We start from the raw sequence: 17,116 nt of genomic DNA on the forward strand, positions 1-17,116 counted from the left end.
GATAAATGGATTTCAGGATCATCTTTCTAATTGTTTTCTTCGGATCTGCACTGGTCATACTCGTGTCAGCTATCGTAGTATTGTCCCTGAAGGAAAAAACACGTTCCAAGTCCCTGCTAGAAAAATATCAGGATATTGGTTTCAGACCGGGCTCGAAGGATATAGTCGAATCAAAAGGTTTCAAAGAAACAAGAATGGGAAACCGACAAAAGATATACAATGTTTTTACAGGTACTTTTCAGAGAATAAGAACAATTATTTTCGATATGGATACCTCCGTCGGGAACCTGGGATATGGAACCGGAACACCACATGGCAATACTTACAAGTCCTCAGGTATTATCTTTGAAAAAAGAGCACCTGTTTTTTTACTGCGAACAAAATCACCGATCTCCAGGAAAGTGTACAACGAATACTTTTCCCTGGAAGGGGATTCTTCTTTTATGACCGAAAGCCTTGCACAAACAATTCAAAAGCGCTACACGATCGAATCCACAGGAGACCATATATTGTTCGTACCATCAAAAAGACGCATTGAAAATATCCGAAAAGAGCTGGAAGATACCTACAAGCTTCTGGAAGAAATAACTGAACGCAATCAATGATCCACTCCCTCTGAATATAGCCGATATTTCGAATTTTTCTTTTCAGGCTGCTCCCCTTTACATAACTTCGAACTTCTTTGAAGTTTAAGCAAGGTATATACAGTCATGTCCCCTACATTCTATCATAAACAATAATCCTAACCATATGTCGGGTGTGGTAGAAAAATGAAACTAAAAGGAAACAGTTTAAAATCATATTTACTTTGCATATTGATCCTTTTCTCCCTGTTCTCAGGGTGTATCGGAAATTATAACGACGACTCACAACTGCCCTCCAATCAGGCGGGCCAGTGCAGCGGACAGCTCGCAGACTCAGGTGACGAGTTCTTCATACTCGCTCCGAAGATGCTATTCTCCGGGGGAGAGAGTTCCGTTACCATGGCAGCATTTGAGGCCGGAGAGCCTGTAAGTCGCTGCATCGAGTATACACTGACCGATGAGGACAATAAAGAGATACCACTTACAAAGGTTTCCACATCCGAATCAGGAAATTCGGTGGCATCCTTTGAAGTACCCGATGTGGAGGAAGGAAGTTATGTACTCACCGCAAGTCCGGCGGGTTATGAGCGCAATTTTACCGCCACTGTGGAAGTTGTAAAGAACAATCCGCTCTTCATCGAGACTGACAAACCCATATACAAACCGGGACAGACAGTACATGGCAGGATACTTTCCCTGAACAACAATCTTGTGCCAGTGGAGCAGGATATAAATGTCGAGATAACAGATGCCAAAGGCATCAAGGTATTCAAACAAGAGCTGAGCTCCAATGAATACGGCGTGGCGTGCTTTGACATTCCACTTGCCAGCGAACTGAATCTTGGCACATGGAAGATAATCGCAACTTCCGGGGAATCAACATCCAGTGTTGATATCGAAGTTGACAAGTATGTGCTGCCCAAATTCGATATTTCACTCAGCACGCCGCAGGAATGGTTCCTGGTATCTGATGAGATTACGGGTACTGTTTCGGCAAACTACTTCTTCGGCAAGGATGTGGAAGGTGAGGTACTTGTTGAGGCTTCACGCTATGTGGGTGAGTGGGAACAGTACGCAACATTCAGCGGAGAAATTGAAGATGGTTCTCTTGAATTCGAGCTCCCGGCAGTGGAGTATGCAGCCGGCACTTATGGTGCGGGAGGGCAGGCAAGCCTGATGCTCAATGTGACTGTGACCGACACAGGTAATCACAGCGAGACCACAAACAAGTTACTCACGATTGCAGATTCCCCTGTAGTTTTGCAGTTGATACCTGAATCCGACTATGTCAAGCCGGGAATGCTCCTGCAGGTGCTTGTAGTTACAAAAGATCCCGGAGGAAATCCTGTTGATACTGAGGTGGATATGGATGCTACCTTCAGAAACGAGTCCTATGAGGAAACAGAAGAGCAGGATACAGTCACAACCAGTAATGGTGTTGCCCTGATAACATACGATGTCCCTGAATCCACCACAGCATGCTACCTCAATGCCCGTGCAAATGAGGCGTCAGCCTACAGGGAGATGGGAGCGGTCTACTCACCGAGTGCAAGTTTCATTCACATCAGCCAGACAAGCGAAGGAGTTCCTGAAGTAGGAGATACCATATCCTTCAGGGTATACTCCACAAATCCCGGAACTGTGTTCTATGATGTCTTTGCCAACGGCAGGACCGTATATTCGGCAACCAGCAATGAGCAGGATATCAGCATACCTGTCACCCCGCAAATGAGTCCACAGGCAAAGGTTGTTGCATACATGATCAATCCCAACAGCGAGGTCTCTGTTGATGTGCTGCCATTTGATGTGCAGTTCTCTACAAAGGTGGACCTTTCCAGCTCCTTTGATAGCGATTCAGTTGAGCCCGGAGACAATGTTAGCGTTAACTTCGATGCAGGCAGCAGATCCATGATCGGCTTTTCCATCGTTGACGAGTCGGTATATGCTCTTAGCGAGGGACGGCTCAACCTGAAACAGGTATTCGATGAACTTGAAAAGCGCTTCATGGAACCACAGGCAGAATCCCATCCGGTGTGGAATCGGAAAGGAGCATACGAGATGCTGGAAAACTCCGGTGTGACCGTTATGGTATCACCCGGAATCAATGTGCCGAAATCTCCGACCGGTTATGACAGAGTTGAAGAGAAGAATTTTCTGGGAGATGTTGTTGTTGATGAAGTAGCGATGGATGTGGTTGAAGAGGAAGTGGCAATGCCAGAAGCTGTTCCCACCGAAGCTCCGGCTGCAGGTGCAGAGCCGCTTGCCGAAGTAGAAAGAGTACGCCAGTTCTTCCCCGAAACATGGTTGTGGATGCCAGACCTGCTTACAGATGATCAGGGACATGCCAGCCTTGACCTGACAGCGCCGGACAGCATCACCACATGGAAACTGCATGCAGTATCATCAGGTCCGGAGGGCATAGGGATCTCCGAATCCAGCCTGACGGTTTTCCAGGATTTCTTCATCGACCCCGACCTGCCTTATGCGGTTACAAGGGGCGAGGAGTTCCCTGTGCAAATACAGGTCTACAACTATCTTGACACGGAACAGGAAGTAAAACTCACACTATCGAATGCAGACTGGTTCGATATTATTGGTAATGATGTTCAGGAAGTAGCAGTTGAAGCAAACAGTGTGGCCCATGCAAGCTTCACTATCCAGCCCACGGATGTTGGAAAGCAGCTGATTGAGATCACAGGCCAGACAAATGAGAAAGCCGATGCGGTTCGCAAGGAAATTATCATCGAACCGGAAGGTGCTACAAGGGAGATTGTGGATAACGGCGTCCTGAAGAATGATTCAGTAGAACTTGATCCGACCCTGCCTGAGGAAATAGTTGCTGACTCAGGCAAGGCGCTTGTGAGCTTTACCCCGAGTATAGTCGCCCAGACCATAAACGGTGTGGACAACCTGCTTGGAATGCCCTACGGCTGCGGTGAGCAGAATATGATGCTCTTTTCCACCGATGTGGAAGTGCTGCGCTACCTGGAAGCCACAGGGCAGGATAATCCTGAACTGAAGGCAAAGGCCGAGATGTATATTGTCACAGGTTACCAGCGAGAGCTGACCTACAGGCACAGCGACGGCTCATTCTCGGCATTCGGTGAGAGTGATCCAGAAGGCAGCCTCTGGCTGACATCCTTCGTGCTGTCCCAGTTCAGCGGTGCAAGGGACCTGACCACCATTGATGAGAATATTCTTGCGGAATCTGCCTCATGGATAGAATCACATCAGCAGGAAGATGGTTCCTGGGAACAGGTTGGCTTTGTGATACACGAGGACATGATGGGAGGTGTCAGTGGCACCTATGCACTGACTGCGTATGTCACACTTGCACTTGATGAATACGGTTCTGCAAGTCCTGTTGTTATGGCTGATGCGAAGAAGTATCTCGAGGAGAATCTTGCAGCCCAGGATGACCCCTATGCTCTGGCAATCGGCACCCTTGCCCTGCAGAGACTTGACAGCCCGTTTGCCGACGAGGCTCTGAACGACCTGCTGGCTATCGCAAAACAGGATGATGACGGTACCTATTGGGGCTACGGTGACGGTGCTGTGGCAAAACCCTATGAGTATGAAGGCTACAACTTCATCGCACCTTCCAGCAAGAACGTGGAGACCACAGCCTACGCAACCCTTGCCCTGATAGAGGCAAATAATCCTACAGCCAGCTCATCACTGAAATGGATAGCTGCACAGCGTAATTCAAACGGCGGCTTCTCCAGTACCCAGGATACGGTCATGGCCTTCAGGGCACTGATGACCGCAGCAGCTACTGCAGGAAGGGATATCGATGCTACAGTCCAGGTGATTGCAGATGGTGAAGAGATCAAATCCATCAATGTGAACTCTGAAAACTTCGATGTCGTGCAGATAGTGGAGATTCCCAAAAACGCATCAAATGTCACACTCGAACTTGACGGTACAGGAGAGCTGAACTACCAGCTTGTAAGACGCTTCAATGTGATCCTTCCGGAGGTAGTTGAGCAGAACGAGATCGAGCTTGATGTGGAATATGACTCCACCGATGTCGCGGTAAACGATATAGTCACCGTGGATACCCGTCTAAAGTACAACGGAATACAGGGAATAGACGGTTCTGTGAGTTCCAGCGGAATGATGATAGTGGACATCGCGGTACCAACCGGATTCACACCTGTATCATCAAGCCTTGATGCACTCAAGAAAGATGGCACGATTACCAGATACGAGATTGCAGGCCGTAAGGTGATACTCTACATAGATGACATGCAACCCGGCGAGGAGATCAGCTTCAGCATACAGGTCCGGGCACTGTTCCCTGTGAAGGCCATCGTGTCTGAGAGCAAGGCTTACTCTTACTACAATCCGGAGGTTGTGGCTGAATCTAATGGTAGTAATGTGACTGTTGTTTGAGGGGATTTCCCCTCCCTCTCTCTTTTTTTGCTTTACCACACTACCCAAATAGCCATTTCAGGCTCTCGATCCCGTAATATGAAGCGGCAGTTACCACCGCAGTCCATATTAAAATGCTCAGGGTCAGCCACAGGGCTACCGAATAACGCCTGGAACCAAGACCAAGGGCAATGAGTGCAGCAAGATGAGTACCTGTAACCACGGGTGCAAGCATTGCCAGACCCGGCAGGCCATAAGAATCCCACGTATGCATTGCTCTCTTTTTTCTTCCCTCAGGCCTTTTACCATTACCGTTTAGTCTGAGTTTTTGCCAGAAAGAATGCAGGGAATCATGTGCAAATATCAATAGATAAACAGTTGCCAGATTCCCGACGGCTGCCAGTACCGCAACAGCCAGAGGGTTGAGGTCAATGGCAATTCCCACCGGAATGACAAGAAGTATCTCTATCCATGGGATAGCTGCTAGTATGAACACCAGTGCATATGCAACAAAGCCCTCGGAGCTTTCCAACAACTCTAGTCCAATCATTATCCAGAGATTGGATTCTAACCATATATATTTTCTTACAGGCTTCGAAACTTTACTGGATGACTGTATCGTCTGATTTATGTGATATTGGAGACATCAATTTCTCATGCCTGTCAAATACAAGAATATCGTCCCCTGGGGTCGTTCGTTCCGGGAGTACGTTGATATGTTCCACCTCAGTGACGAAGATCTGAACAGATCCATTCTCGGATGTGGCGACGGGCCTGCTAGTTTTAACTACGAGATGACACAACAGGGAAGATTGGTTGTTTCAGTTGATCCTGTCTACAGTTTTGACAGGGATGCCATCGAAAAAAGAATCTATGGGACCTACGTTGAAGTACTGGAGCAGACCAAAGCAAATCAGGATAAGTTCGTCTGGGAGAACATTTCCTCGGTCGAAGAGCTGGGGAGAATTCGCATGGAATCCATGAAGCTTTTCCTTGATGACTTTGAGGCTGGCAAACAGCAAGGACGCTATGTTGCAGGAGAACTGCCGGAGCTGCCGTTTGCTGACGGTTCCTTTGACATGGCACTTGTATCGCATCTGCTGTTCCTGTATTCGGAACAATTGTCCCTTGAGTTTCATCTTAGTGCGGTTGATGAACTGCTCAGGGTTGCAGGCGAAGTGAGGATATTCCCGTTGCTTGACCTGAACTCAAGGCGTTCTCTGCATGTTGATGAAGTGATAGATTATGTTGCTGACAAAGGATATTCTGTTCGTGAAGAGAAGGTGAAGTATGAGTTTCAGAAAGGCGGGAACAGGATGTTGAAGATGTTGAAGTGTTAAACAAGAATTTTGAACTTCAATTTGTTTCCAACGGGTGTACTCTCTTTTTAATACAGTTCAAAGCAATGGAATGTGCCGCCTGCGGCGGGTGCTTGTACCGGCTTAAAAATAAAGAATTTTTTATCTTCAAACTAGCGCTTCGACTTCACGTAGTATGTATTTACCGATGTTTGGCTTCAGTGCACTTCTCATAACAAGATCCACTTTGACTCCCAGCTTATCCGAAAGGTAATTTTCAAGATTCACGAAACGGAAAATAGTAGGATTCCTGCTGAACTCAACCAGCACATCAAGATCACTTTCCGGTGTATCCTCTCCATGCACATAGGACCCAAACAGACCTATGTAACTTACATTGTATTCCTCTTTCAACTCCGGTAGCATTTCATGAAGTTTTCTTCTGTAAGTTTCAACATCTTTTTTGGCTGGCATTGTCACCTCAGGAAAGGTCTTTTTTGATTTATATGTTATTTTTCATATGTATAAGTTGTTTGTCTTTCATTTCAATAATTTTTTATTTATTGAAACTGTTTATTTAATGAGATTTCCTAAAACAAAAGAAGAAGTAATATGACCTTCTCAGAAATTAATAACAAACTGACAACTGTAAATTCAGAAGACCTTCTGACATCAGACATACTTGGGTGCTGTTCTTTCTTGAACTACGAAGAATTATTAAAATGCGTACTAAAGGAAGCAATACATTTTAATGAAGGAAAAAAATTGGCTATTATCGAACCGGTTTTTTCAGATAAATACATTTTTTGGCCAATGATAAAAACAGGAAGAACACGCACAGAACCTGATGTTATAATCATCCTAGATCATCCTGAAAATAAATGTACTTTAATTCTTGTAGAAGCAAAATACAACTCTGGAAAATCATCAGAAGCAGACTATGACGTAGATGATGTTACAGATCAGTTAGCAAGAGAACTAAGAATAATTGAAGAACAACAGCTATATGTGCAATTATCAGGGCTTGAAAGTAAAGAGATTATTTCAAAAGCCTTGGTCTATGTAACTGCCGACGATACCATACCACAAAAATCACTTTCTGACTCTGCTAGTGAATTCATTAAAAAGGCTAAAGAAATAAATTATAAAAAACCTATGGAACTGCCCTTGTACTGGCTTCCCTGGTGGAAAATAGAACATATCGCAACTAAAGCAGAACACTGCAATTTTGAAGATAAAACAAAAAACAGAATAATAAGACATATCAAAGATGTATTACAGGCCAAGAAACTTTCAAGGTTTAGTGGAGTTTTTACCATAAATTTTGATTTCCCACGTTATTCATATACATCAGAAATTAAAGACCACATTGACATGAGATATCGGTTCTTAGTCTGTATTCCTTCAATATCGTACAATTATAGAAAAGATAAAACATAGAAGAATATGATATTAACAAATTATTCTCAAAACTCATACAATACCATAATAAAGGAGTAAAACATGGAGAATATAGATTTCAGCCAGCAATTAAGCCAATCTTTTGAAAATATGAATGATTTTTTTCATGAGATTGCATCTTTACTAAGAGATTGTGACCGATTGATTGGTGAAGAAGGCTACACAACTTTTAATGGGAATACAGCCATCTACGAGCAGAGTAGATCTTTGCTGAATTCAGAAGCATGGATTCCCTCATATTTCTGCAGAGCTTATGCTCTTGAATCAGAAATTGATGAGAAGAGTCCAAATGAGATTTTGTTTATTAGTCTCTTTTTAAGATACGAAGGTGGCTGTAAAGATATAATAATGAATGACAATGTTCCACTAATTGTTTGTGGCATCATCATTCCACATAATCCGAAGTCTTTTAAATTTGAAGGCTGGTTATCTAAAAGATGGTTCTGGGTGGAAAATCCTGAAGAAAATAACATACTAAACGATGATATCTCGAAACCAAGAATTTATGAAATACCATCTGGACATTACAACAACTCAAAATGCATTATAACTTTTGCCTATCCATTGGAAAAAGTGAAAAGCACAATAGAATTGAAAGAACATATTATTCAAAGATTAGTTGACTTTGCAAGATAATTTATGGATGACAACATTTGAAGCAAAATACATAATTGAGAGAATATTAAACATAAAAACAATATTGAAATAAAAATGACTGAAAATTACACAAATAAGCTTCGTGGCTTACATAAAGAAGTCTGGAAAAATGTAGATTCAGAAAAATATCTGAAAAAGGAACGGCAATCTTGGGAAAAAGAGACTGATAATTGAAGAGTTATCGAAGATAGAAATCAATTCAATGTCTTAAATGAAACGTGCCGCCTGCAGCGGCTGATAGCACAGGAACTAATCCTGAAAGCCTTATTCCTTAAAATAATTTCATTCCTCATCATCCACAAACATCCGCGCCACCAGACCCAGATGGTCCTCGTGGAACGGATCGAGCTCTTTTCTCTGCAGCACCTCAAACTCCACACCAAAGACGTTTTCCAGTTTGCGGACCTCGTCCTTGAATATCTTTTTGGGGCTGGCTGTGGTGTCGATACTCCTTGACTTGATGGAGAGCATCAGGTGGCCGTGTTCTTCTAAGAAATACTTTGAATTGATTGCTGCGATCTCGGCCTGGTTGGGCTGGGCCACATCCTGGAAGATCACATCCGCTTTTTCCACTATGTGGGCGTAGGATTGGGGTTTGTTGGCGTCGGCCAGTATCGGGATGATGTTCGGACGCTGGTCGCAGAGCTGCAGCAGGTCGCGCATGGTGCGCGGAGAGAACTCCACTGCATAGACCAGGCCGTCCCGGAGAATGTCCGATACATGGCTGACGGTTGTGCCCGAGGCTGCTCCAAGATAGAGTACCGTGGAATCGTAAGTTATCGGAATCTCGAACTTCTTCAGAGCCATGGCACCCAGTTTACTGCGTTTTGGGTCCCAGAGGCGGTATTCTTCGTCTTCTTCCTCTATCAGGCGCTCGCCGTAGACACTGATACCTGGCATGAGGTTTCTGGTTGCCAGGCTTTTCCTGTCATCTAGGTCGATCTCGAATATTCCGTCACTGATCTCTTCAACAGACATCAGCGTCTACCTCCTCTCTTTTTCCTTCCCTTACCCTTTGGCTTTGATTTTTTCTTTGGTGGATTCGGATTTGCCTTTCTGATAGCACTGAGTTTTTTCTCAAGCTGTTCTTTGATTGACGGATCCTTTTCACCTGAATAAAAGTCCGTTCTTGCCGCAAGGCTGATCTTGGCCGCAAAAGCCCTTGCCAGTTTTCCTCGCTGCCACCAGGGTGCGTTCTTGATGATAACGTTGTTGAAAATAATACCATGCTTAGGGGATGGTGTGTTCGAGCGCAGGTGCTTGAACAGCGCCCTGTTGGCGCCTATTACCTGTACCGTGCTGGAAGGGAAAGCTGCAAGTTTTTCCAGACTTCCTGCAATGCTTATGAGCCTTGCTCCAAGCAGTCCGCCTGCAACATCCGTCAGGTTCGGTGCAAGCGAACCCATGCCTGTAACAATATAGCTTTCGATCTGCCTGCGGGTATCGTACAGGCCACAGAGATTGGATGCAAATGCCTTCAGCAGCTCCTCGTCCGCAAAAGAAAGTTCCGAACCCATGGACTTTGATGCCTTATCAAAAAGCTGATGATCTTCAGGCACATTGCCACGTGATCCGAAAGCCATCACAAACCTTGCAAGCGGCTCTCCGGTAAGCTCCAGTTCAGGGAAGTACATACCATACCATTCCAGCAGGCGCTCGCTGAGCTCATTGACATTCTTATCGATATCATCCAGAGCTTCCACTGCATGTACAATTCGCACATCATCTGTATCTGTGCCGGAGATACGGCTCTTGGCTGCCCTGATACAGACATCCCTCAGCAGTATATCATAATCCTCATCCAGATCCACAAAACCACAATCCAGGGCAAGCTGCCTCAGATCCGGAATAGTCTGACCGCTCTCCTGCAATTCTAGAACACGCAGAGCCAGCATTTCCGGGTCTTTTTCAAAGAGCTGGTAAGTTGTGATTTCACCCTCCGCGTCCAGGGTGAAACTGCCAAACCATGAATTGAACTCAGTAGCCAGTTCAGACCCTCCTGATGTCCGCACCAGTATTGTTTGCCTGGGTTATCATCACCCTGCCACCGATGGTCCTGTCCAGATGGTCCTGCACATCTTCCATGATGTAAGCTGCATCTTCCCTGCTGTCCACAACTCCATAGACAACGGGACCAAAAGAGCTCATACCCGCACCATATGCACCGGACTCCTGCATCAGGGTGATCACATCCCTTACAGCCTGACGCTGGAGCTGTACTTCACGTTTCTTAAAGCCCAGGGTCTGTATATGATTTACAGCACGTCCGAAGGCCTCGATATCATCCTCAATTATGGCGGGCATCATTTTCATGAGGATCATATGAGATACTTCCTGAACCTCATTCAGTGGTATGGGACATACCTTGCGGAAAATATCGGCCTCCTTTGCATCATGTGCACCCTGAGTGTCAGGAAGTGCAAGAACGATGTCCCAGTCAGGCAAATCGTGCCTGAATAGTACAGGTGCGGGATCGGCCCTGCTTGCCGAGGACGGGGAAAAAGAACCTTTTTCGCTGAATTTATGTCCACCGTCAACGATAAAGCCACCTGATTCAAAAGACGCTACGCCGATTCCTGAAGTGCCGCCACGTCCCACGGCAATGGCCAGCTCCCGGACACCCATCCCAAGACCATACAACTCATTGACAGCAGCAGCAGCGGACAGGGACGCCTGGGTTCCCGATCCAAGACCCACGTGGGAATACATATCCTCTTCGATAAGAATTCTTATTCCTTCACCTTCAGGAAGGACTTTCCCGGCTGCGGCCTCCATCCTTTCCTTCAGAATAGAATCGCCTGCAACCTCTATCTGATCGGATTTTTCTGCGGAAATTGTAATATGAGGAGATTCCAGGGATATACCTGCACCACCATCTATCCTGCCCCATGATGCATTCATGTCGATGAGTGTAAGGTGTAACCTGGAAGGAGACGTTATTCTGATCATGCTAATGTCTATCAGTTCAACATACTATTAAACAATTAGCACATTCGACTCATGCAGGATCGGGAATATCCTTCTTTCTTATGAGTGCCCAGGAAAGCCTCAGTACATTTCTGTTGAAGACAAATTTCATGACAGCAGGGATTAAACTGGCTATCCTGAACTTGATATCACCTATAATGTGGAAATCAAGCATCATTTCTATAAAATTGGGCTCCGCGTAAAGCCTGACCCTTTCATACTGATATTCCAGATATCCTCTTAAAGCATACAGGTAACCAACCACCATACCCGTATCCGCCGGATCATCAAAACCAAACTTCAGATCAAGGTTCAGTTTGTGGATATCAATTGCTCCGAGTATCCCTTCTGCCAGCCTGATCACGGGCACTATAAGCAGTCTGAGCATCTTGATTATATTGCTTACCGACCATCTTTCAGATTCTTTGTCTTCCTTCTTTTGATCAGCACTTACAGTAGATTCGTCCTTTTTTTGCCTCTCTGCTTCAACAGGCTGCGGTTCACTCTTCTCTTTTTTGGGCTTATCAGCCGGAGGTTCAGTTGCTTTGCTGGTTTTCTTTTTTTTCCCGGATTTGTCCTTTCCCGCAAGCTTCACAGGATCCACAGAATAGCTTAAAAAAAGCCATTTTATACGTATCTTATGCTGGAATTCTCCCCCTCTTTTGTCAAGTACCAGCATCACATGAAAAGATACGAATAATATCAACAGCAGCAATAGTATCAGCAGAGCTATGAGAATTTCCAGAACCATGACTGCCCCACACAGATGTCAGTAATCGGAAAGAAGACGGGTCACGTCTTCTTACAGCTTTGCACTTGATTCGGACTGGGCCTGAGCTTCAGCAGGGCTTTGGGGTTCCCTGTAGATTTCAGCTTCCTCGCCTTTATCTTTCTTTGACTTCATGGACTTCATCTTCTCTATCATTCCGGGAACCGAGTCCATGATCTTGTCAAGTCCACCCTTGCCGGTTATCGGTAAAAGCTCCACGCCATCGGGAGACATTATTATGAATGCGATAGGTTCGATCTTGGCACCTGCACCACCGCCACCACCAAATCCTTCTTCAGCATCTTTTTTCTTGCCTTCGCCCCCTCCGCTTCCAAATCCAAAGGAAACTTTCGTCACAGGTATTATGGTGGTATCTCCGCAAACTACCGGATCTCCAACTACGGTCTTTGTGTTCACAAGTCTTTCAAGTTCACCGGAAATATCTTTTATGATCTCTTCAACTGCCATGCAATAACCCCTTTAATAGGACAATTTACATAATCCCATTTATCATTGATTCTCATAATTAAAAAACATATCTGAAAATCCTGAGAACGTTAATAGGAATCTTCTGCATTATCCTGGAAGAAGTTCATCAGAGAATACTTCACCTTTTCAGGCTCCACATCGATAAACTCTTCTCGCTCCTCGGGTGGGAAAGCCTCGAATACCGAAAACTTGCCGAATTTTGCAGGTGCGTCTGTGAGATAACGCCCGTCCAGTAATATCCTTACACCATAGTCCACTGGTGAACGTACCACTCTTCCCATTGCCTGTCTTATCTTACGAACTGTAGGCACCTGCACCGCATACTCCCATCCGGCACCATACCCGAAGCTGTGGTCATAGGCAGATTCAACAGCATGCATCCGGTCATTGAGAGCCGGATAGCCCACACCCACGATAATCACGGTCCTTCCCCTTCCGTCACGGTAGTCTATGCCCTCGCTCAAGGTACCCCAGAGATAGGATATGAGCACCGCCTTGCCACCATCTTCACCTATACGGAAGAAATCCTCCCTGACCTCCTGTGAAGATACGCCTACCTCATCAAGGAAGACAGGAATATTGAAATTGGCATCTATTTTACTGTAGTAGCGCTTTGCCTCGTAATAGCTCTGGAAAAAGATGATGACATTACCCTGGCTGTTCTCCACGGCATCGAAAATTACCTCTTCCACAGCTTGAAGGGTCTGCGGATCATCCCTGCTCTTGGCAAAAAGAGGAGGGACAGATACTGCAATTGTCAGACGCTTCTCTTCCGGGAAAGAAGTCCCGTAGGCAATCTCACGAACCTCCCTTCCGATTCCAAGAGTGGATCGTATCATATCAAAGGGCCTCATGGTGGCTGACATGAGTATGGCGGAGAATACCGAGTCCAGCAGGGGCTCTGTGACATTTTTCGGAATACAGGTGAACAGCTCCAGACGGCCGTATATCTCGTTATCCATATCCCGCCTTACATTCAGTATGGGATAATAATTGGGATTGTTCGCAAGCACCAGATATGAGGATATAAAGTCCGCCACATATCGGATGTGTGAGCGCTTCAGTACCTTGCTCAGACCCTTCTTGTACTGCTCGCGGAAATTCTCATCAAGCATGGCTCCAAAGGCACTTGCCTCGGACAATGTCTTCTGGATCTCCTCTTCACCACCGAATCCGGATTCTTTTGCAAGCCTGAGGAATTTCCCGCTTACCATATCATTGCGCTCATAAGGATCACTTATACGCATGTCGTACCAGTTCCGACCGATCCTCTCACGCTCGCCGAACTTGAAGCGGGCGTTGTAGGTGTCTTTGATGATATTGAGAAGTATCTTGAAAAGATTATGAGAGCCACCATCGGGCATCTGGTCCATGTTCGCCTCGATCTCGGAGATAGCTTTCTCGATGGTGTGCTCGGTGATGGTCAGCGAGGAATGCGACCTTGCAGCAGCCTCTATGTTGTGTGCCTCGTCAAAGATAGTTATTACATCCTGTGGCTCCTTTTCCAGCCAGTTCAGGACGGTCATGAAAATATCACTGTTAAGGACATGATGATAATTACAGATCACAAAATCAGCGTGTTTGAGTTCACGCTTTAGCAGCTCATACCCACACATTCCTTTCTGGAAGGCATAGTCATTGACTTCTTCAGGAGTGCGTACGTCCGCAAAGAGCCACTGCCTGAATGATTCGCTGTCGCTGCGCAGTACTTCATATAAATGATTACAGGAGCGGTTCCTGACTTCCCTTATCTTCTCTTCCGCGACCTCCAGTTCCTTTGAAAGGGCATCGCGCAGGGCCACCAGTGCAGGATCCCGGGAACGCTTGTAGTTCTCTGTTGCGGATTTCATCTCCTGTTTCTTCAGGGCGATCTCCCGCTCCAGTTCAAGCGCTTCGAAGGTGTTCTCCCTCTTAAGGGCACACTCATCATAGTCCACACCGTTGGGACACATGGTGGTCTTGCCCTTGACCACCGCTACCTTCACATCATTATCCTGTTTTATTTCACGGGCTTCGTTGATGAACTGTACCATCTGCTGGTGCACATTGGTGGCGATGATCACAGTTTTCTGGAGCTGCTTGCCCACCTGAAGGGCAGGAGCAAGGGCACTGAGGGTCTTACCCGTACCACAGGCACCCTCAAAAAGAATTATTTCCTTATTCATCAGTGCAGCATGTATCTTATCCATGGCATCCTGCTGATTTGGATAGCAGGCGTCCTTGGGGAAGTATTTCATGTAACCGCTTTTAGCACTCATTGCACTCCCCTATGAGCTCACCTTACTTAAACGGTTTTGATGTGATTTACTGTGCAGGGGTGACCTCATGCTCAAACTCTGCAATGATCTTATCACTCTTACTGTCAAAGATTTTAATCGTGATTATGCTGTTTTCCCTGAGTCCGTAATTGTCAGAAGTGTTTGTCATTCCGTTGAGGACAACATGTACTGATGTGGGACCATTTCCGATCACACTATCCCTACCATTCAGAACAAGTTTTTCTCCTGCAGACCAGATACCATCAAGAATATCCGGGTTATGTGAAGCGTATGGAGGATTTTTTCTATCGGTTGTGAGATCATCATAAGTAATTAAAACTTCACCATCCATAGGTTGATTTCCATTACCAACAATTCCAATGTAAGCATTGCCTTCACCGCCAATTGTTATTTTTGTAGAAGCTGTTTGTAAGGAATCACCGCCTTTGTGAATAAGTATCACGTAGTTTTGATCATAACCGTAATGATTCGGCATCGGTACGCCGCCCTCCACACTCTCCACCTCGATAACTGCCATCGGAGCCTTGCTCAGGGAATCTGAAAAGCCATCACCATATACAGAAGTAACAGTTATTCCTGCAAGCAGGATAGTGAGGAGCAGCATGAGTATGACACCGATTACAGGCGATATGCCACTATCAGCAAATACGAAAATAGGAGAGAATCTTTTTTGCATAGTATGCAGTTAATACGGAACTACATAAATTTTGCTTAATTAAAATAATATATTTTTCTATTGAACAAATCTATTCAGAACAAAGAAAGGACTATGTGCAGAACAAAAAACCGGACCTTCAGAGAAATAGAGAAAACATGGAGATGTTATCTTTATTTAGACAGACAACGATAACTTTTTATTTCACTTATGTAATGATAGAGTGTAGTTCATTACTAATATAGTGGATATTAATATAATACGCCACATCAGTCAAACAATAAGGAGAAAAGTAAAATGGTAGCAATTATTACTGTCAGCGAATGTGTCGGTTGCGGAACATGCGTAGATGAATGCCCGGCAGAGGCAATCGCTATGAACGGCGACAACATTGCAGTAGTAGACGCAGGTGAGTGTCTGGACTGCGGTGCATGTGTCGATGTGTGCCCGACAGACGCAATAGCCATGGAATAACCCATTGGTTTATTCCGGGGCGTTCTATTTTTAAATTCTTTTTTCTTATTTTTCGAGGAAGATCTATGTCAGAATCAATCAAAGCAGGTGTCTTGGGTGCTACCGGTGCGGTAGGACAGAGATTCATACAGGCACTGGAGAATCACCCCTGGTTCGAAGTCACATCCCTTGCAGCATCTGAAAGAAGTGCAGGGAAAACATACGGAAAAGCAGCTAACTGGAGACTCGAGAGCAACATCCCCGACAATGTAAGGGATATGGAAGTTGTCCCGGTTGATCCCAAAAAGGTGGATGCGGATGTTGTATTCTCAGCACTTCCATCAGACTATGCTAAAACCGTAGAGGCTGAGTTTGCCAAAGAAGGATTTGCAGTTGCAAGTAATGCATCCGCATTCAGAACGGCAGAAGATGTACCGCTCGTGGTCCCCGAGGTCAATGCAGATCATCTGGGACTCATAGATGTACAGCAGGACAATCGTGGATGGGACGGTTACATAGTAACAAACCCCAACTGTTCTACCATTATCATGGTCCCGACACTCAAACCACTCATGCAGTTCGGCCTTGAAGCAGTCCAGGTGGCCACTATGCAGGCAGTCTCCGGTGCAGGTTACAATGGTGTCTCTTCAATGGCAATACTTGATAATATCGTCCCTTACATCGGCGGTGAAGAGGAGAAGATGGAAACAGAACCACTGAAACTTCTCGGTGAGTTCGATGGTTCAGAGATCACCTTTGCAGACATAGACATCAGTGCATCCTGTAACAGGGTTCCGGTAATGGATGGTCATACCGAATCGATCTGGGCAAAAATGGCAGATAAGCCAAGCCCTGAACAGGTTAAAGAGGCATTCCTCAACTTCAAGCCGGACCTTGGAGACCTCCCGACTGAGCCCGAAGAGGTAATCATAGTCAGGGAAGAGGCAGACAGACCACAGCCCCGCCTTGACAGGAACATGGGCAATGGTATGAGTGTATCTGTCGGAAGGATCAGAGAAGGTATCCGTTATACCGCAATGGGACACAACACCATCCGCGGTGCAGCAGGCGCAAGTGTTCTTAACGCCGAGCTTCTCCACAAGATGGGCAAACTCTGATAAGGTGATATA

At 45.6% G+C, this 17,116-nt stretch carries 16 protein-coding genes; 7 read left to right on the top strand and 9 right to left on the bottom strand.

The window, feature by feature from the left end:
* Positions 1-5 precede the first annotated feature (5 nt).
* Positions 6-605 carry a hypothetical protein gene (locus HWN40_RS12495; protein WP_176966041.1) on the top strand — a complete coding sequence of 200 codons (600 nt, stop codon included), beginning with the start codon at positions 6-8 and terminating at the stop codon, positions 603-605.
* A 165-nt stretch (positions 606-770) separates the two neighbouring features.
* The gene (locus tag HWN40_RS12500) at positions 771-4,979 is read left to right on the top strand and encodes an alpha-2-macroglobulin family protein (protein ID WP_176966042.1); all 4,209 of its coding nucleotides are present in this window, start codon (positions 771-773) and stop codon (positions 4,977-4,979) included.
* Positions 4,980-5,019: 40 nt separating this feature from the next.
* Here HWN40_RS12500 and HWN40_RS12505 read toward each other — a convergent pair whose 3' ends face one another.
* Positions 5,020-5,508, bottom strand: coding sequence for a small multi-drug export protein (locus tag HWN40_RS12505; RefSeq protein WP_176966043.1), 489 nt, complete (start codon positions 5,506-5,508; stop codon positions 5,020-5,022).
* A gap of 106 nt (positions 5,509-5,614) precedes the next feature.
* Between HWN40_RS12505 and HWN40_RS12510 the strand changes: the two genes are divergently transcribed.
* On the top strand, positions 5,615-6,298 hold the full coding sequence (locus HWN40_RS12510) for an SAM-dependent methyltransferase (RefSeq protein WP_176966044.1): 684 nt from the start codon (positions 5,615-5,617) through the stop codon (positions 6,296-6,298).
* A 126-nt stretch (positions 6,299-6,424) separates the two neighbouring features.
* Here HWN40_RS12510 and HWN40_RS12515 read toward each other — a convergent pair whose 3' ends face one another.
* A complete protein-coding gene (locus tag HWN40_RS12515; RefSeq protein ID WP_176966045.1) occupies positions 6,425-6,730 on the bottom strand; it encodes a nucleotidyltransferase family protein in 306 nt (101 codons plus the stop codon).
* 138 nt (positions 6,731-6,868) lie between these two features.
* On the opposite strand from HWN40_RS12515, the gene HWN40_RS12520 reads away from it, so the two are divergent.
* Together HWN40_RS12520 and HWN40_RS12525 are read left to right on the top strand one after the other, a co-directional pair.
* On the top strand, positions 6,869-7,696 hold the full coding sequence (locus HWN40_RS12520; RefSeq protein WP_218165472.1) for a hypothetical protein: 828 nt from the start codon (positions 6,869-6,871) through the stop codon (positions 7,694-7,696).
* Positions 7,697-7,759: 63 nt separating this feature from the next.
* Positions 7,760-8,353, top strand: a complete 594-nt coding sequence (locus HWN40_RS12525; RefSeq protein WP_176966047.1) for a hypothetical protein — start codon at positions 7,760-7,762, stop codon at positions 8,351-8,353.
* 303 nt (positions 8,354-8,656) lie between these two features.
* Here the strand turns inward: HWN40_RS12525 and HWN40_RS12530 are convergent, their stop codons facing one another.
* From HWN40_RS12530 to HWN40_RS12560, 7 genes are all read right to left on the bottom strand, one after another.
* On the bottom strand, positions 8,657-9,355 hold the full coding sequence (locus HWN40_RS12530) for a fibrillarin-like rRNA/tRNA 2'-O-methyltransferase (RefSeq protein WP_176966418.1): 699 nt from the start codon (positions 9,353-9,355) through the stop codon (positions 8,657-8,659).
* A complete protein-coding gene (locus tag HWN40_RS12535) occupies positions 9,352-10,386 on the bottom strand; it encodes an NOP5/NOP56 family protein (RefSeq protein ID WP_246275920.1) in 1,035 nt (344 codons plus the stop codon). Before HWN40_RS12535 ends, HWN40_RS12530 begins: the two co-directional genes overlap by 4 nt.
* Positions 10,364-11,323: a beta-ribofuranosylaminobenzene 5'-phosphate synthase gene (locus tag HWN40_RS12540; RefSeq protein WP_176966048.1), complete on the bottom strand. Its 960-nt coding sequence runs from the start codon at positions 11,321-11,323 to the stop codon at positions 10,364-10,366. Before HWN40_RS12540 ends, HWN40_RS12535 begins: the two co-directional genes overlap by 23 nt.
* A 49-nt stretch (positions 11,324-11,372) precedes the next feature.
* A complete protein-coding gene (locus HWN40_RS12545) occupies positions 11,373-12,092 on the bottom strand; it encodes a DUF2953 domain-containing protein (RefSeq protein ID WP_176966049.1) in 720 nt (239 codons plus the stop codon).
* Between the two features lie 51 nt (positions 12,093-12,143).
* Positions 12,144-12,578 (bottom strand): GerW family sporulation protein, encoded by a 435-nt coding sequence (locus HWN40_RS12550; RefSeq protein ID WP_176966050.1) that lies wholly within the window; start codon positions 12,576-12,578, stop codon positions 12,144-12,146.
* Between the two features lie 89 nt (positions 12,579-12,667).
* Positions 12,668-14,857, bottom strand: a complete 2,190-nt coding sequence (locus HWN40_RS12555) for an ATP-dependent DNA helicase (protein ID WP_176966051.1) — start codon at positions 14,855-14,857, stop codon at positions 12,668-12,670.
* A 46-nt stretch (positions 14,858-14,903) separates the two neighbouring features.
* Positions 14,904-15,554: a type IV pilin N-terminal domain-containing protein gene (locus HWN40_RS12560; RefSeq protein WP_176966052.1), complete on the bottom strand. Its 651-nt coding sequence runs from the start codon at positions 15,552-15,554 to the stop codon at positions 14,904-14,906.
* 276 nt (positions 15,555-15,830) lie between these two features.
* On the opposite strand from HWN40_RS12560, the gene HWN40_RS12565 reads away from it, so the two are divergent.
* A complete protein-coding gene (locus HWN40_RS12565) occupies positions 15,831-16,007 on the top strand; it encodes a 4Fe-4S binding protein (protein WP_176966053.1) in 177 nt (58 codons plus the stop codon).
* Between the two features lie 65 nt (positions 16,008-16,072).
* Positions 16,073-17,104, top strand: coding sequence for an aspartate-semialdehyde dehydrogenase (asd, locus tag HWN40_RS12570; RefSeq protein ID WP_176966054.1), 1,032 nt, complete (start codon positions 16,073-16,075; stop codon positions 17,102-17,104).
* The last annotated feature ends 12 nt before the right edge of the window (positions 17,105-17,116 follow it).

Source organism: Methanolobus zinderi, from assembly GCF_013388255.1.
GTDB classification, from domain to species: domain Archaea; phylum Halobacteriota; class Methanosarcinia; order Methanosarcinales; family Methanosarcinaceae; genus Methanolobus; species Methanolobus zinderi.

Excerpts from the sequence above, each read along its gene's own strand:
- HWN40_RS12565 (WP_176966053.1), top strand. The coding sequence starts at position 15,831 with ATGGTAGCAATTATTACTGTCAGCGAATGTGTCGGTTGCGGAACATGC.
- HWN40_RS12515 (WP_176966045.1), bottom strand. The coding sequence starts at position 6,730 with ATGCCAGCCAAAAAAGATGTTGAAACTTACAGAAGAAAACTTCATGAA.
- HWN40_RS12555 (WP_176966051.1), bottom strand. The coding sequence starts at position 14,857 with ATGAGTGCTAAAAGCGGTTACATGAAATACTTCCCCAAGGACGCCTGC.
- HWN40_RS12550 (WP_176966050.1), bottom strand. The coding sequence starts at position 12,578 with ATGGCAGTTGAAGAGATCATAAAAGATATTTCCGGTGAACTTGAAAGA.
- HWN40_RS12560 (WP_176966052.1), bottom strand. The coding sequence starts at position 15,554 with ATGCAAAAAAGATTCTCTCCTATTTTCGTATTTGCTGATAGTGGCATA.
- HWN40_RS12500 (WP_176966042.1), top strand. The coding sequence starts at position 771 with ATGAAACTAAAAGGAAACAGTTTAAAATCATATTTACTTTGCATATTG.
- HWN40_RS12525 (WP_176966047.1), top strand. The coding sequence starts at position 7,760 with ATGGAGAATATAGATTTCAGCCAGCAATTAAGCCAATCTTTTGAAAAT.
- HWN40_RS12495 (WP_176966041.1), top strand. The coding sequence starts at position 6 with ATGGATTTCAGGATCATCTTTCTAATTGTTTTCTTCGGATCTGCACTG.
- HWN40_RS12520 (WP_218165472.1), top strand. The coding sequence starts at position 6,869 with ATGACCTTCTCAGAAATTAATAACAAACTGACAACTGTAAATTCAGAA.
- HWN40_RS12505 (WP_176966043.1), bottom strand. The coding sequence starts at position 5,508 with ATGATTGGACTAGAGTTGTTGGAAAGCTCCGAGGGCTTTGTTGCATAT.
- asd (WP_176966054.1), top strand. The coding sequence starts at position 16,073 with ATGTCAGAATCAATCAAAGCAGGTGTCTTGGGTGCTACCGGTGCGGTA.
- HWN40_RS12540 (WP_176966048.1), bottom strand. The coding sequence starts at position 11,323 with ATGATCAGAATAACGTCTCCTTCCAGGTTACACCTTACACTCATCGAC.
- HWN40_RS12545 (WP_176966049.1), bottom strand. The coding sequence starts at position 12,092 with ATGGTTCTGGAAATTCTCATAGCTCTGCTGATACTATTGCTGCTGTTG.
- HWN40_RS12510 (WP_176966044.1), top strand. The coding sequence starts at position 5,615 with ATGCCTGTCAAATACAAGAATATCGTCCCCTGGGGTCGTTCGTTCCGG.